Below are 14,961 nucleotides of genomic sequence, written 5' to 3'. Positions count from 1 at the left end.
AGATGAAGAAGTTGCTTATCGCCCTGGGCGCCGCCTGGTTCGGATTGACACTGGCCAGTGGTGCCCAGGCCGATCCGATCCGCATCGGTGCCAAGGTCTTCACCGAGCAGGCCATCCTCGCCGAACTCACCGGGCAGTATCTGTCCAGGCACGGCTACCAGCCGGAGATCGTCGGCGGCCTGGGCAGCACCATCGCCTGGAACGGCGTGAAGAACGCCCAGCTCGACCTCACCTGGGAATACACCGGTACCTCGCTGGTGGCCTACAACCATGTCACCGAACGACTGGACAAGGACGCCTCCTACCAGCGAGTCAAGCAGCTGGACGCCAAGGTCGGTCTGGCGTGGCTGGCGCCCACCCGCTTCAACAACACCTATGCCCTGGCGCTGCCGGAGAAGGTCGCCCGGCAGCATCCCGAACTCAACAGCATCAGTGACCTGGCCGGACTGCTCGAGGCCGAGGCGGGCAAGCGCCACCTCACCGCGCTGGACATCGAGTTCGCCAACCGCTCCGACGGCCTCGCCGGTCTGGTCAAGGCCTATGGCCTGAGCTACACCCGCGATGACATCCGCCAGATGGACCCGGGCCTGGTCTACACCGCCCTGCGCAACGGCCAGGTCTTCACCGGTCTGGTCTACACCACCGACGGCCGCCTGGACGCCTTCAAGCTCAAGGTGCTGGAAGACGACAAGGGTTACTTCCCCGACTACACCGCCGCGCCGGTGGTGAACGCCCGTTACCTGGAAAGGCATCCGGATCTCGCCACGCTGCTCAAGCCCCTGGCGGAAAGCCTGGACCAGGCCACCATGCGCCAGCTCAACGCCAAGGTGGACATCGAGCGACAGACTCCGGCCCAGGTAGCTCGCGACTTCCTTGCCCGGCATCCCCTAGACGGAGGGCAGTGACCCATGGATTTCGTCACCTCCTTCAATCACATCGACTGGTTGCAGGTCCTCGAACTGACCCGCCAGCACATCACCCTGGTAGGCGTCGCCGTGACCCTGGCGATCCTGGTGGGCGTGCCCCTGGGCATCCTCATGACCCGCTATCCCTGGCTGGCCGGGCCGCTGCAGGCGGTGGCCACGATGGTCATGACGCTGCCTTCCATCGCCCTGTTCGGTCTCCTGCTGCCGTTCTACTCCAAGTTCGGCCAGGGCCTCGGTCCGCTGCCGGCGATCACCGCGGTGTTCCTCTATTCACTGCTGCCGATCCTGAGAAACACCTACCTGGCGCTGACCAGCGTCGAGCCGGGGATCCGCGAGGCGGGCGCCGGCATCGGCATGACCTTCTGGCAGCGCCTGCGTATGGTCGAGCTGCCCATCGCCCTGCCGGTGATCCTGGCCGGGGTGCGCACCGCCGTGGTCATGAACATCGGCGTCATGACCATCGCCGCCACCATCGGCGCCGGTGGCCTGGGCGTGCTCATCCTCACCGCCATCAGTCGCAGCGACATGGCCACCCTCATCGTCGGCGCCGTGCTGGTCAGCCTGCTGGCCATCGTCGCCGACCTCGTCCTGCAGTGGCTGCAACGCCGCCTCACCCCGCGCGGCCTGCGCAGCGCCTCTTAAGGAGCCCCAGATGATCGAACTCGACCGCCTGACCAAGACCTTCAAGCAGCACGGCAAGGACGTGACCGCGGTGGACGCTGTGAGCCTCACCGTGGAGGAGGGCCAGATCTGCGTCTTCCTCGGCCCCTCCGGCTGCGGCAAGACCACCACCCTGAAGATGATCAACCGCCTGATCGAACCCACCTCGGGACGGGTACTGATCAATGGCGAGGACACCACCGGCATCGACGAGGTGACCCTCAGAAGGCATATCGGCTACGTGATCCAGCAGATCGGTCTGTTTCCCAACATGACCATCGAGGAAAACATCACCGTGGTGCCCAAGCTGCTGGGTTGGGACAAGAAGCGATGCCGCGAGCGCGCCACCGAGCTGATGAGCATGGTGCAGCTCGAGCCCAAGCAGTACCTGTCGCGCTATCCGCGCGAACTGTCTGGTGGCCAGCAGCAGCGCATCGGGGTGATTCGCGCCCTGGCGGCCGAGGCGCCGCTGCTGCTGATGGACGAACCCTTCGGTGCGGTGGACCCGATCAACCGCGACGCCATCCAGAACGAGTTCTTCCAGATGCAACGGGCGCTGAACAAGACGGTGATCATGGTCAGCCATGACATCGACGAAGCCATCCGCCTGGGCGACAAGATCGCCGTGTTCCGTGGCGGCCGCCTGGTGCAGTTCGATCATCCGGACACCCTGCTGGCCCATCCCAAGGATGAATTCGTCAGCAACTTCGTCGGCCAGGACAGCACCCTCAAGCGCCTCTTGCTGATCCGTGCCGAGGACGCGGCCGACAATGCGCCCTCGATCCAGGCCGAAACCCTGATCGGCGATGCCGTGGAATTGATGGAAGAGCACGACCGCCGCCATGTGGTGGTGACGGATGCCGCCAACAAAGGCCTGGGCTACGTACGTCGGCGTGACCTGCGCGGCCAGAGCGGACCGGTGGCGCCTTTCGTTACCCCGTTCAAGGCCACTGCGGCCTTCGACGAGCACCTGCGCATCCTGCTGTCACGCATGTACCAGTTCAACACCTCCTGGCTGCCGGTACTCAGCGCCGACAACGACTTCCTAGGCGAGGTCACCCAGGAATCCATTGCCGACTATCTCAGCAGCGGTCGTTCGCGTGGCAAGACCGCCATCGTCTCGCCGGCGGAGCAGGTGGCGGGGTAGGGCAGGGGAAGCCTGTCGGCGCAGCGTCCGTGCAAAGGCTCGCGAGCTAGAGCCAGGCAAGGCCTAGGCGGCCCCGCGAAGATACCTGAAGAGGCGGGATCGGACTCGCGCTCGACCGGGCTCGCGCGCGAGTTTACGAGGGGTAAATGAGCATTGCGACGGGGCCGCCCAGACCGGACTGGCGACCCAGGGCCTCTTCAGCGCGGTTTGGCCGACGCGCAGCAGCCTTTGGATAGACTCTCAGGGGCGAATCTCGATCAGGGTACCGTCCTTGACCAGGCCCCAGACCTCGCGCATGTCATGGTTGGTCAGCGCGACGCAGCCATTCGTCCAGTTCAGTGAGTTGAAGTACCACTCGGGGTATTCCTCGTCGATGGGCGTACCGTGCAGCATGATCATGCTGCCTGGGGGTACGCCGGCCTGATGCGCGCGGGCCAGATCCTCCCGGTTGGGATAGGAGATGTGCATGGCCAGGTTGAACTTGTCGCTGGTCTTGCGCCAGTCGATCCAGTAGAAGCCTTCCGGCGTACGCTGGTCGCCCTCGCGCAGCTTGGGGCCGCGGGGATTCTTGCCCAGCGAGATGCGATAGGACTTCATCACGGTATCACCGCTGAGCAGTTGCAGCTGATTGCGCGACTTGATCACCAGCACCTTGTCGATCAGCGGCGCGGCCGGCTGGCGGATCACCGTGACGCTGGTGCTGGCCTGGGCCAACTGGGGAAGCAACGAACCGCACAGCACATAGCAGAGCGCCAACAACAGGTGCAACGGACGCATGTCGGGAAGATCCTCGGAAGAGCTCAGGGCCTGTGCAAGGTCTCGCGAGCTAGAGACAAACAAGGCGAAAATGGCTGAGGAAGCGGAGTTTACGGATAGTAAATGAGCATTCCGAAGGCATTTTCAACGACGTTGGGCCGACGCGCAGCAGACTTTGAACAGGCCTTAGGCAGGCTTGGGGGCGACCACCATGGGCGCCATGCCCTCATGACGCAACGGATACTCGCCGCGACGGCGGTCGGCGAAAAAGCATTCTAGTGTTCGCTTGATGGTCGGAAAAGCCAGAGACGACCAGGGGATGTCGGCTTCGTCCAGAAGGCGCACATCGAGACTTTCCTCGCCGACGGCAAAGCGGCCGTCGACCAGCTCGCCACGGAACAGCATGTAGATCTGATCGATGTGCGGCAGATCGAAGAGGGTATAGAGCTCCAGGCCCTGCACGTGCGCGCCGGCTTCCTCGAAGGTCTCGCGGGCGGCAGCCTCGGTGGTGGTCTCGCCGTTTTCCATGAAGCCCGCCGGCAGTGTCCAGTAACCCTTGCGCGGCTCGATCGCGCGCTGGCAGAGCAGCACCTTGCCCTCCCAGGTCGCCAGGCAGCCGGCCACCACCCGCGGATTCTGATAATGCACTGCGCCGCACTGACTGCAGACCAGGCGCATCCGGTTGTCACCCGCGGGAATGCGCGCTTCCAGCAGTCCGCCACAGTGATTGCAATGCTTCATGGTTCATCCTCGTTTTGCTGCAGTGTGCCGGGGCGCTCCCGGGCCTCGCAAGCGATGGCTGGACTTGGGATTGCCCGGCGGGCGTGCCATGATCCAGGGGATACGATGAGCAAGGGAGAATCTTGGCGTGGATGAGTTGCTCCAGCGCCTGCGTCACTATCAGCCGCGCACCCTGAGCGGGACCGAAAGCTACCAGGAAGCGGCGGTGCTGGTGCCCATCATTCGGGGCGAGCATCCCGAGTTGCTGCTCACCCTGAGGGCCAGCAACCTGTCCACCCACGGCGGCGAGGTGGCCCTGCCGGGCGGCCGTCGTGATCCCGAGGATGCCGACCTGGTGGCCACCGCCCTGCGCGAAGCCGAGGAAGAGGTCGGCCTGCCGCCGGGCCTGGTGGAGGTGATCGCACCCCTGAGTCCGCTGGTGTCGCGCTACGGCCTGGCGGTGACCCCCATCGTCGCGCTGATTCCCGATCAGCTCGAATACATCCCCAGCGAAGCCGAGATCGCCGCGATCTTCACCGTGCCCCTGCGGTTCTTCTGCGAGGTGCCACCGGACTACACCTTCCGGGTCGACCACGATGGCCTGCGCTGGCAGGTGCCCAGCTATCAATATGGCGAGCACCGCATCTGGGGGCTGACCGCGGTGATCATCGTCGAACTGGTCAACCTGCTGTACGACGCCGGCATCGTGCTCAAGGCACCGCCCAAGCGGGATTGAGCGGTATCGGCAAGGTAAAGGCACATGCCAAATTTGGTATTAACGGGCACAATGCGCGGCCATTCGAGGGAAGCCGCATGACCACCGCCGATTCACCCGTGCGTTCGCCCTGCGTCCATGTCTGTGCCCTGGACGAACAGGACATCTGCATCGGTTGCCAGCGCAGCGCCGCCGAGATCACCCGCTGGATGTCCATGAGCGACAGCGAGCGCCGCGAGGTGCTGCTGCGCTGCGACGAGCGGGCGCGGGCGAGCGGTGCGGCCTTCCTGACCTGATATCAGCCGGAGAGATCTGTCATGCCCCGTATCGGTACCCCCCTGTCCCCCAGCGCCACCCGCGTGCTGCTCTGCGGCTCCGGCGAACTGGGCAAGGAAGTCGTCATCGAACTGCAGCGCCTGGGCGTCGAAGTCATCGCCGTGGATCGCTACGCCGATGCCCCGGCCATGCAGGTCGCCCACCGCAGTCACGTCATCGACATGCTCGACGGCGCCGCCCTGCGCGCGGTGATCGAGCGCGAGCAGCCGCATTTCATCGTGCCGGAGATCGAAGCCATCGCCACCGCCACCCTGGTGGAGCTGGAGGGCGAGGGCTACACCGTGGTGCCCACCGCCCGTGCGGCCCAGCTGACCATGAATCGCGAAGGCATCCGTCGCCTCGCCGCCGAGGAGCTGGGCCTGCCCACCTCGCCCTATCACTTCGCCGACACCTACGAGGACTACGCCGCCGCCGCCGAGGCGCTGGGCTATCCCTGCGTGGTCAAGCCGATCATGAGCTCCTCGGGCAAGGGCCAGAGTCTGCTGCGCAGCGCCGACGAGCTGCAGGCCGCCTGGCAGTACGCCCAGGAGGGCGGGCGTGCCGGCAAGGGCCGGGTGATCGTCGAGGGTTTCGTCGACTTCGACTACGAGATCACCCTGCTGACCGTGCGCCACGTCGGCGGCACCTCCTTCTGCGCGCCGGTCGGGCATCGCCAGGTCAAGGGCGACTACCACGAGTCCTGGCAGCCCCAGGCCATGAGCGAGCAGGCCCTGGCCGAATCCGAGCGGGTCGCCCGTGCCGTCACCGAGGCCCTGGGCGGTCGTGGCCTGTTCGGCGTGGAGCTGTTCGTCAAGGGCGATCAGGTCTGGTTCAGCGAGGTCTCGCCGCGGCCCCATGACACCGGCCTGGTGACCCTGATCTCCCAGGATCTCTCCGAATTCGCCCTGCATGCCCGGGCCATCCTCGGCCTGCCGATTCCCACCATCCGCCAGTTCGGGCCCTCGGCCTCGGCGGTGATCCTGGTGGACGGCGACTCGCGCCAGACCGCCTTCGCCAACCTGGGCGCGGCCCTGGCCGAACCCGACACCGCGCTGCGCCTGTTCGGCAAGCCCGAGGTGAAGGGACAGCGGCGCATGGGCGTGGCCCTGGCTCGCGATGAAAGCATCGAGGCCGCGCGGGCCAAGGCCGTGCGTGCGTCCCAGGCGGTGAAGGTCGAGTTGTAACGGCGTCCGCGCATCACGAAAAAGGGCCCCGCGGGGCCCTTTTTTCTTGGGTGGAGAAAGCTACAGCGACTGGTCGCGCGTTTCGCGCATGCAGAGCACCGCCACCAGGCTGATGGCCGCCGCCGCCGAGACATAGCCGCCCACCCAGCTCAGGCCGCCGGCTTCCACCAGTTGCTGCGCGGCGTAGGGGGCCAGGGAGGCGCCGAGGATGCCACCCAGGTTATAGGCGGCCGAGGCGCCGGTGTAGCGTACCTGGGTGGGGAAGATTTCCGGCAGCAGGGCGCCCATGGGGCCGAAGGTCATGCCCATGAGAAACAGCTCCAGGGCCAGGAACAGGCCGACCGCCTGACTGGAGCCGTGGGTCAGCAGCGGCTCCATGGCGAAGCCCGACAGCAGGGCGGCGACGGCGCTCACCGCCAGTACCGGCTTGCGGCCGAAGCGATCCGCCAGCCAGGCCGACAGCGGCGTGGCCAGGGCCATGAACAGCACCGCCACGCAGAGCAGGCCGAGGAATTCCTGGCGGCTGTAGCCGAGGTTCTTCACCCCGTAGCTCAGCGAGAACACCGTGGAGATGTAGAAGAGGGCGTAGCACACCACCATGCTCAGGGCGCCCAGCAGCACTGCCTTGCCGTGTTTGCCGAAGGTCTCGACCATGGGCAGGCGCAGCTTCTCGCGGCGGGCCATGGCTTCGGCGAACACCGGCGTCTCGTGCAGTGACAGCCGCACATAGAGGCCGACCACCACCAGCAGGGCGCTGAGCAGGAAGGGGATGCGCCAGCCCCAGGCGCGGAATTGCTCGTCGTCCAGCAGCAGCGCCAGGGCCAGGAACAGGCCGTTGGCCATGAGAAAGCCGATGGAGGGGCCGAGCTGGGGGAACATGCCGAACCAGGCGCGCTTGCCGGGTGGGGCATTCTCGGTGGCCAGCAGCGCCGCGCCGCCCCATTCGCCACCCAGGCCCAGGCCCTGGCCGAATCTCAGTAGACACAGCAGGATCGGTGCCCAGACGCCGATGCTGGCATAGCCGGGCAGGAGGCCGATCAGGGTGGTGGAGATGCCCATCAGCAGCAATGAGGCCACCAGTGTGGACTTGCGGCCGATGCGATCGCCGAAATGGCCGAACAGCAGCGAACCCAGGGGGCGCGCCAGGAAGGCGATGCCAAAGGTGATGAAGGCGCTGAGGGTCTGGGCCATGCCCGCGCCCTGGGGAAAGAATACGGGGCCGATCACCAGGGCCGCGGCCGTGGCATAGACATAGAAGTCGTAGAACTCGATGGCGGTGCCGATGAAGCTGGCAGTGGCCACGCGGGTAGGGGAATTACGCGGCACGGAGGTGGGCGCGTCGAAGGCGGCAGCGGTCGTGGACATGCAGGGGTACCGGGCAGTCGTTCTTGTAGGAGGCGTCTGCCGGAGCGGCCCGATGGGGCAGCGGCTGTCCGAGGATGGGGACGGGCGGGACGACCTGTTATGACGTGCCGGGCGCGAAGCGGCTGTTGGCCGGGTCGCGCCGAACGTGGTTCGGTCGCCTGATTATGCAGGTAGTGGAACGACGACTGTCAACGATGCAGGATGAATTCCCGCACCAGCTTGCTACCGAAGTAGGCCAGCATCAGCAGGATGAAGCCCAGCAGCGTCCAGCGGATCGCCGTATGGCCGCGCCAGCCCAGGCGATGGCGGCCCCACAGCAGGATGCCGAACACCACCCAGGCGATGCAGGAGAGCACCGTCTTGTGGATCAGGTGTTGGGCGAACATATCCTCGACGAAGAACCAGCCGGAGATCAGCGCCAGCGACAGCACTACCCAGCCCGCCCAGAGAAAGCCGAACAGCAGGCTTTCCATGGTCTGTAGCGGCGGAAAGCTGCGGATCAGTCCCGAGGGGTGCTTGTTCTTGAGTTGATGGTTCTGCAGCAGCACCAGGCAGGACTGCAGCACCGCCAGGGTGAAGAGACCATAGGCGATGATCGACAGCAGTACGTGCACGACGATCTTGGGCGATACGTCCAGCGGGGTCACGGTACCCGGCGGCACGAATTCGGCCAGCAGCGCGGTGATGGCGCCGAGGGGATAGACCAGTACCAGCAAGGGTTGCAGCGGCATGCGCAGGCAACCGATCAGCATCAGGGCGATGGCGGTCGCCGAGATCAGGCTCGAGGCGTCGAAGAAGTCCAGGCTCAGGGTCGGCTCGAGGATCAGCTGCAGGTAGACGGCCAGGGCGTGGGGCAGCAGGGCCAGGATGCCGGCGCCCAGGACCAGGGGCTTGTTCGATGGCTGTTTGCGCAGCAGGCAACTGCCCTGGTAGAGGGTCGCGAGCAGATAGAGGGCGGCGGCCAGGAGGGTGGGCAGCAGGGCGTGCATGGTCCGGATTCAGCAGAGCGGAAAGCAGGCGAGTGTGGCACAGACAGGGCGGTACAGAAAGTCTGAGCCGCGCCCTGGCGCCGGCCGGCCAGACCGGGCGAACCCTTGCCGCCACCGGGTGGTCCCAAGAGGTACATATCTAGAAGAGGTCGCGACCATGCTTAAATTTCTCGGCGGTACCATGGGCATCATCTTTCTGATCGGCCTGGTGGTGGTCATCGGCATCTTCTCGCTGATTTTCTGATCCCGTCCCCTCGGGCACCGGCCTTGGCGCCGGTGCCTGTCTTTCCTTTCTCGGCTGCTCGCCGAATCGGGCATTGCTGACGGATTCACGCGGTACAGGCCCCAGCAGCTATCCCTGGTCAGGCGCTCTTTCGTTATACTTGTCGGTCAGCCGCCGTTTCTGCCCTGGATGTCCGCATGTTCGAGAATCTCACAGACCGCCTGTCCCAAAGCCTGCGCCACATTACCGGCAAGGCCAAGCTCACCGAAGACAACATCAAGGACACCCTGCGCGAGGTGCGCATGGCGCTGCTCGAGGCGGACGTCGCCCTGCCGGTGGTCAAGGAGTTCGTCAACCGGGTCAAGGAGCGGGCGGTCGGCACCGAGGTGTCCAAGAGCCTGACGCCGGGGCAGGCCTTCGTGAAGATCGTGCGCGCCGAACTCGAAGCCATCATGGGCGCGGCGAACGAGGATCTGGCGCTCAACGTCGCGCCGCCGGCGGTCATCCTCATGGCCGGCCTGCAGGGCGCGGGGAAGACCACCACCGCGGGCAAGCTGGCGCGCTTCCTCAAGGAACGCAAGAAGAAGACCGTCATGGTCGTCTCCGCCGACGTCTACCGCCCGGCCGCCATCAAGCAGCTGGAAACCCTGGCCGGGGAGGTGGGGGTCACCTTCTTCCCCTCCGACATCAGCCAGAAGCCGGTGGAGATCGCCCAGGCCGCCATCCGTGAAGCCAAGCTCAAGTTCATCGACGTGGTTATCGTCGACACCGCCGGTCGCCTGCACATCGATAGCGAGATGATGGCGGAGATCCAGCAGGTCCATGCCGCCACCAGGGCCGGCCGAGACCCTGTTCGTGGTCGACGCCATGACCGGCCAGGACGCCGCCAACACCGCCAAGGCCTTCAACGACGCCCTGCCGCTGACCGGCGTGATCCTGACCAAGGTCGATGGCGATGCCCGGGGCGGTGCCGCCCTGTCGGTCCGCCACATCACCGGCAAGCCGATCAAGTTCATCGGCATGGGCGAGAAGAGCGAAGCCCTCGATCCCTTCCACCCGGATCGCGTCGCCTCGCGCATCCTCGGTATGGGCGACGTCCTCTCGCTGATCGAGCAGGCCGAGCAGACCCTGGATCGCGAGAAGGCCGACAAACTGGCCAAGAAGCTCAAGAAGGGCAAGGGCTTCGATCTCGAAGACTTCCGCGACCAGTTGCGGCAGATGAAGAACATGGGCGGCCTGGGTTCGCTGATGGACAAGCTGCCGACCATGATGGGCGGCATGAACATCCAGCAGATGGGCAACGCCCAGGGCGCCGCGGAAAAGCATTTCAAGCAGATGGAAGCCATCATCGACTCCATGACCCCGGCCGAGCGCCGTGATCCGGAGCTGATCAGTGGCTCGCGCAAGAAGCGTATCGCCCTGGGCTCCGGTACCCAGGTGCAGGACGTCGGCCGCCTCATCAAGCAGCACAAGCAGATGCAGAAGATGATGAAGAAGGTCACCGCCAAGGGTGGCATGGCCAAGATGATGCGCGGCATGGGCAGCATGCTCCCCGGCGGCGGCATGCCCAAGATGTGATTTCCTGGTGCCGCCCGTCGCCAGATGGTCGGCACTGGAAAGGGCTCTGCAAGGGGTGTCGGCACCAGTGCTGATGCACCTTCGCGAGCGACGAGGCTCCGCTGCTGGAGTCTCCAGGCTGCCGCAATGCCGAGGGCACCGTTTAAAGCCATTGGCAAACCGGGTGACAGCCCTTAGAATATGCGGCCTTTCGGGCCATGTGGCCCAGTGTGCCCACAGCTACAAGCACCGACTACAGGAACGAAGTTCAATGGTAACCATCCGTCTAGCCCGTGGCGGCTCCAAGAAGCGCCCCTTCTACCACCTGACCGTGACCAACAGCCGCAATGCGCGTGATGGTCGTTTCGTCGAGCGCATCGGTTTCTTCAATCCGGTGGCCAGCGGCGCCGAAATCCGTCTGTCGGTGGACCAAGAGCGTGCCAGCTACTGGCTGTCGCAGGGCGCCCAGCCGTCCGAGCGCGTCGCTCAGCTGCTCAAGAGCGCTCAGGCTACCGCCTGAAGATCATGAGTACGCCGACCTCCGCCCCCGACCTGGTGGTCCTGGGCAAGATAGTTTCGGTCTTCGGCGTACGCGGTGAGCTCAAGATCTACTCCTTTACCGATCCGCTCGACAATCTGCTGGACTATCGGACCTGGACGCTAAGGCGCGAAGGCGAGACCCGGCAGGTCAAGGTGCTCGGCGGTCGGTTGCACGGCAAGGTCCTGACGGTACGTTTGCAGGGCCTGGACGATCGTGAAGAAGCCCGCCTGATGGCCGGTTTCGAGATCTGCGTGCCGCGCAGCGAATTGCCCCAGCTGGGCGCCGGTGACTACTACTGGCATCAGTTGGAAGGTCTCAAGGTGATCAATCGCGAAGGCCAGTGGCTGGGTGTGGTGGATCATCTGCTGGAGACCGGGGCCAACGACGTCATGGTGGTCATGCCCTGTGCTGGCAGCCTCGACGATCGGGAGCGTCTGTTGCCCTATCTGCCCGACCAGTACGTGCTGGCGGTGGATCTGGCCAAGGGCGAGATGCAGGTCGACTGGGACGCGGATTTCTGATCCATGCGTATCGCTGTCATCAGCCTCTTTCCCGAGATGTTCGAAGCCGTGAGCGCCTATGGCGTGAGCGGTCGCGCGATGAAGCAGGGGCTCCTGGAGCTGACCTGCTACAACCCGCGCAGCTATACCGAGGATCGCCACCAGACCGTGGACGACCGGCCCTTCGGCGGCGGTCCGGGCATGGTCATGAAGATCCAGCCGCTGGAACGCGCCCTGGCCGATGCCAAAGGTGATTCGGCGGCGAAGGTGATCTACCTGTCCCCCCAGGGTCGCAAGCTCGACCAGGCGGCGGTACGGGAACTGGCGCAGGAGGAACATCTGATCCTCATCGCCGGGCGTTACGAAGGTATCGACGAGCGTTTCATCGAGACGCACGTGGATGAAGAATGGTCGATTGGCGACTATGTGCTGTCCGGCGGTGAATTGCCGGCCATGGTGCTGATCGATGGGGTTACGCGACTGCTGCCCGGAGCCTTGGGGCATGTGGATTCCGCCGAGCAGGACTCGTTTACCGACGGTCTGCTCGATTGCCCGCACTACACCCGACCCGAGGTGTACGAGGGCCGTCGCGTACCCGACGTGTTGCTCAGTGGTAACCACGAGCATATCCGGCGCTGGCGCCTGCAGCAGTCCCTGGGACGTACTGCGGAGCGACGCGCCGATCTTCTGGATGGCCGCTCGCTTTCTGGGGAAGAGCAGAACCTGTTGGCGGAATATCTCCGTCAGCGGAACGATAGTTAGGTATCGATGGCGGGCCGCGGCCTGTCTTAGGAGCAGAGTGACATGACCAACAAAATCATTGCCCAGATCGAAGCTGAGCAGATGAACAAAGAAATCCCGGCGTTCGCCCCCGGCGACACCGTGATTGTCCAGGTTAAGGTGAAGGAAGGCGATCGTCAGCGTCTGCAGGCCTTCGAAGGCGTGGTGATCGGCAAGCGTAACCGCGGCCTGAACAGCGCCTTCACCGTACGCAAGATCTCCAACGGCGTTGGCGTCGAGCGTACCTTCCAGACCTACAGCCCGCTGGTCGACAGCCTGAGCGTCAAGCGTCGCGGTGACGTGCGCAAGGCCAAGCTGTACTACCTGCGCGAACTGTCCGGCAAGGCTGCCCGCATCAAGGAAAAGCTTTCCTGATCGCGGCGTGACCAGAAAAAAGCAGCTTCGGCTGCTTTTTTCGTTTCTGAGGTTCGAGGTATGGCAGACATGACGACCCGCGAAGCGGAAATCCAGCGGCGCACGGCGCTGTCGGAAACCCGGGTGGCCAAGGCGGTCTTCCCGCCCACCACCAATCATCACGACACCCTGTTCGGCGGCACCGCCCTGGCCTGGATGGACGAGGTGTCCTTCATCACCGCCACGCGCTTCTGCCGCAAGCCGCTGGTGACGGTCTCCACCGACCGGATCGATTTCAACCACCCCATTCCCGCCGGCTCCATCGTCGAGCTTATCGGCCGGGTGGTGAAGGTCGGCAACACCAGCATCAAGGTGCAGGTGGAGGTCTTCGTCGAAGGCATGCTGGCGGAAGGGCGCGAGCGCGCCATCAACGGTGCCTTCAGCTTCGTCGCCGTCGATGACCAGGGCAAGCCGACGCCGGTGCTGCCCGGCTTCGCCGCGTGAGCGCCGAGCGGCTGATCGAGGAATTCCTCGACGCCCTGTGGCTGGAAAAGGGGCTGTCGCCCCATACCCGCAGCGCCTATCGCACAGATCTGCTGGCCTTTGCCCGGTGGCTCGAGGGCAGGGGGCTGACCCTGGAGACGGTCGGCCGTGACGCCGTGCTCGATCACCTCGGCTGGCGCCTGAGCGAGGGTTACCAGGCACGTTCCACGGCGCGCTTTCTCTCCGGTCTGCGCAGCTTCTACAAGTACGGCGTACGCGAAGGGCGGATCGCCGAGGACCCGACGCTGCTGGTGAGCATGCCGCAACTGGGCGCGCCGCTGCCCAAGAGTCTGTCCGAGGCGGATGTGGAGGCGCTGCTGGCCGCGCCGGATACCGAAGACAGTCTCGGCCTGCGCGATCGCACCATGCTCGAGGTGCTCTATGCCACCGGATTGCGGGTGACCGAGCTGATCAGCCTGACCCTCGACGAGATCAACCTGCGCGAGGGTTCGTTGCGGGTGTTCGGCAAGGGCAGCAAGGAACGGCTGATTCCCCTGGGCGAAGAGGCCATCGCCTGGCTGGAAAGCTATCTGAAGACCGCGCGTCCGCTGCTGCTGGGCGGCCAGCCCGACGATATCCTCTTTCCCAGCCAGCGGGGCACGCCCATGACCCGGCAGACCTTCTGGCACCGCATCAAGCTGCATGCCCAGGTGGCCGGCATCCGTACCTCGCTGTCGCCGCACACCCTCAGGCACGCCTTCGCCACCCATCTGCTCAACCACGGCGCGGATCTGCGCACGGTGCAGATGCTGCTCGGCCATACCAGCCTGTCCACCACCCAGATCTATACCCACGTCGCCCGCGTGCGGCTGCAGCAACTGCACGCCCAGCACCATCCGCGCGGCTAGGGCCCACCGCCGTAGCCGGCAGGTCTGTGGTAGGCTTGCCGGCGTCTCAACAGGAGTCAAACATGCGTATTTCCCAACTGTTGCTCGCCGCTTGCCTGGGGCTCGGCGTGCAACTGGCTCAGGCCGAACCTGAGCAGGCCATTCGCCAGAGCCTGACCGCGCTGCAACCCAATCTCGCCATCGAGTCCATCGCCAAGAGTCCGCTGGAAGGCCTCTACCAGGTCCAGCTCAAGGGCGGCCGCGTGCTCTATGCCAGCGGCGATGGCCAGTTCGTCATGCAGGGCTATCTGTATCAGGTCAAGGACGGCAAGGCCTCCAACCTGACCGAGAAGGCCGAGAACGTCGCCGTGGCGCGGCAGATCAATGGCCTCGATCGCAACCAGATGATCGTCTATCCCGCCCAGGGCGAGACCAAGGCGCACATCACCGTCTTCACCGACACCACCTGCCCCTATTGCCAGAAGCTGCACGCCGAGGTGCCCGAGCTGAACAAGCGCGGCATCGAGGTACGCTACCTGGCCTTCCCGCGCCAGGGCATGGGCTCGCCGGGTTCCAAGCAGCTGGAGGCGGTCTGGTGCGCCAAGGACAAGCCGGCGGCGCTGAATCAGATGTTCACCGGCCGTGAGGTCAAGTCCGAGAGCTGCCAGAATCCGGTCGCCCAGCAATTCGCGCTGGGGCAGAACATGGGCATCCAGGGCACGCCGGCGATCATCCTCGCCGATGGCCAGATGATCCCAGGCTACCAGCCGGCCGACCAGTTGGCGGAAGCGGCAATCAGCGCCCGCTAGGCGCTGCGAAAGATTTCAACGGCGCTGCGGAGCGGCGCCACCTGATAGGG

At 65.1% G+C, this 14,961-nt stretch carries 17 protein-coding genes and 1 pseudogene; 14 read left to right on the top strand and 4 right to left on the bottom strand.

Annotated elements, in window-relative coordinates; all coding sequences use genetic code 11:
- Positions 1-2: 2 nt before the first annotated feature.
- Genes QE393_RS15080 through QE393_RS15070 form a run of 3 tightly spaced genes read left to right on the top strand, consistent with a single transcriptional unit; the run spans position 3 to position 2,733 of the window.
- On the top strand, positions 3-905 hold the full coding sequence (locus QE393_RS15080) for a glycine betaine ABC transporter substrate-binding protein (RefSeq protein ID WP_310044373.1): 903 nt from the start codon (positions 3-5) through the stop codon (positions 903-905).
- 3 nt (positions 906-908) lie between these two features.
- Positions 909-1,568: an ABC transporter permease gene (locus tag QE393_RS15075; RefSeq protein ID WP_310044371.1), complete on the top strand. Its 660-nt coding sequence runs from the start codon at positions 909-911 to the stop codon at positions 1,566-1,568.
- Between the two features lie 10 nt (positions 1,569-1,578).
- Positions 1,579-2,733 (top strand): ABC transporter ATP-binding protein, encoded by a 1,155-nt coding sequence (locus tag QE393_RS15070; RefSeq protein WP_310044370.1) that lies wholly within the window; start codon positions 1,579-1,581, stop codon positions 2,731-2,733.
- Positions 2,734-2,973: 240 nt separating this feature from the next.
- Here the strand turns inward: QE393_RS15070 and QE393_RS15065 are convergent, their stop codons facing one another.
- Both QE393_RS15065 and QE393_RS15060 read right to left on the bottom strand, forming a co-directional pair.
- On the bottom strand, positions 2,974-3,447 hold the full coding sequence (locus QE393_RS15065) for a murein L,D-transpeptidase family protein (RefSeq protein ID WP_405046304.1): 474 nt from the start codon (positions 3,445-3,447) through the stop codon (positions 2,974-2,976).
- A 228-nt stretch (positions 3,448-3,675) separates the two neighbouring features.
- Complete coding sequence (locus QE393_RS15060; RefSeq protein ID WP_310044367.1) at positions 3,676-4,230, bottom strand: NUDIX hydrolase; 555 nt, start codon at positions 4,228-4,230, stop codon at positions 3,676-3,678.
- A gap of 127 nt (positions 4,231-4,357) precedes the next feature.
- Between QE393_RS15060 and QE393_RS15055 the strand changes: the two genes are divergently transcribed.
- The 3 genes from QE393_RS15055 (at position 4,358) to purT (ending at position 6,423) form a co-directional block, all read left to right on the top strand.
- On the top strand, positions 4,358-4,945 hold the full coding sequence (locus QE393_RS15055) for a CoA pyrophosphatase (protein ID WP_158891347.1): 588 nt from the start codon (positions 4,358-4,360) through the stop codon (positions 4,943-4,945).
- A 77-nt stretch (positions 4,946-5,022) separates the two neighbouring features.
- Positions 5,023-5,220, top strand: coding sequence for a DUF1289 domain-containing protein (locus tag QE393_RS15050; RefSeq protein ID WP_310044365.1), 198 nt, complete (start codon positions 5,023-5,025; stop codon positions 5,218-5,220).
- A gap of 21 nt (positions 5,221-5,241) precedes the next feature.
- Entirely contained in the window at positions 5,242-6,423 is a 1,182-nt protein-coding gene (gene purT, locus QE393_RS15045; RefSeq protein ID WP_310044362.1) for a formate-dependent phosphoribosylglycinamide formyltransferase, read from the top strand.
- A gap of 60 nt (positions 6,424-6,483) precedes the next feature.
- Here the strand turns inward: purT and QE393_RS15040 are convergent, their stop codons facing one another.
- A complete protein-coding gene (locus tag QE393_RS15040) occupies positions 6,484-7,788 on the bottom strand; it encodes an MFS transporter (RefSeq protein ID WP_310044360.1) in 1,305 nt (434 codons plus the stop codon).
- A gap of 188 nt (positions 7,789-7,976) precedes the next feature.
- Positions 7,977-8,777, bottom strand: coding sequence for an inner membrane protein YpjD (locus tag QE393_RS15035; RefSeq protein WP_183632952.1), 801 nt, complete (start codon positions 8,775-8,777; stop codon positions 7,977-7,979).
- Positions 8,778-9,197: 420 nt separating this feature from the next.
- On the opposite strand from QE393_RS15035, the pseudogene ffh reads away from it, so the two are divergent.
- From ffh to QE393_RS14995, 8 genes and pseudogenes are all read left to right on the top strand, one after another.
- A pseudogene (ffh, locus tag QE393_RS15030) lies at positions 9,198-10,578 on the top strand (signal recognition particle protein).
- Positions 10,579-10,828: 250 nt separating this feature from the next.
- The gene (gene rpsP, locus QE393_RS15025; RefSeq protein ID WP_017640797.1) at positions 10,829-11,077 is read left to right on the top strand and encodes a 30S ribosomal protein S16; all 249 of its coding nucleotides are present in this window, start codon (positions 10,829-10,831) and stop codon (positions 11,075-11,077) included.
- 5 nt (positions 11,078-11,082) lie between these two features.
- The gene (rimM, locus tag QE393_RS15020) at positions 11,083-11,619 is read left to right on the top strand and encodes a ribosome maturation factor RimM (protein WP_064307868.1); all 537 of its coding nucleotides are present in this window, start codon (positions 11,083-11,085) and stop codon (positions 11,617-11,619) included.
- 3 nt (positions 11,620-11,622) lie between these two features.
- A complete protein-coding gene (gene trmD / locus QE393_RS15015; RefSeq protein ID WP_310044357.1) occupies positions 11,623-12,360 on the top strand; it encodes a tRNA (guanosine(37)-N1)-methyltransferase TrmD in 738 nt (245 codons plus the stop codon).
- 42 nt (positions 12,361-12,402) lie between these two features.
- Complete coding sequence (gene rplS, locus QE393_RS15010; RefSeq protein ID WP_007160957.1) at positions 12,403-12,753, top strand: 50S ribosomal protein L19; 351 nt, start codon at positions 12,403-12,405, stop codon at positions 12,751-12,753.
- A gap of 69 nt (positions 12,754-12,822) precedes the next feature.
- Positions 12,823-13,236: an acyl-CoA thioesterase gene (locus tag QE393_RS15005; protein WP_310045641.1), complete on the top strand. Its 414-nt coding sequence runs from the start codon at positions 12,823-12,825 to the stop codon at positions 13,234-13,236.
- On the top strand, positions 13,233-14,123 hold the full coding sequence (gene xerD / locus QE393_RS15000) for a site-specific tyrosine recombinase XerD (protein WP_310044355.1): 891 nt from the start codon (positions 13,233-13,235) through the stop codon (positions 14,121-14,123). Before QE393_RS15005 ends, xerD begins: the two co-directional genes overlap by 4 nt.
- A 62-nt stretch (positions 14,124-14,185) precedes the next feature.
- Positions 14,186-14,911: a thioredoxin fold domain-containing protein gene (locus QE393_RS14995; RefSeq protein ID WP_158891329.1), complete on the top strand. Its 726-nt coding sequence runs from the start codon at positions 14,186-14,188 to the stop codon at positions 14,909-14,911.
- Positions 14,912-14,961 lie beyond the last annotated feature (50 nt).

This window comes from Pseudomonas sp. SORGH_AS_0211, from assembly GCF_031453455.1.
Classification (GTDB): Bacteria; Pseudomonadota; Gammaproteobacteria; order Pseudomonadales; family Pseudomonadaceae; genus Chryseomonas; species Chryseomonas aestiva.
Note: the sequence above shows the minus strand (reverse complement) of the source record. Positions and strands in the feature narration are given on the sequence as shown.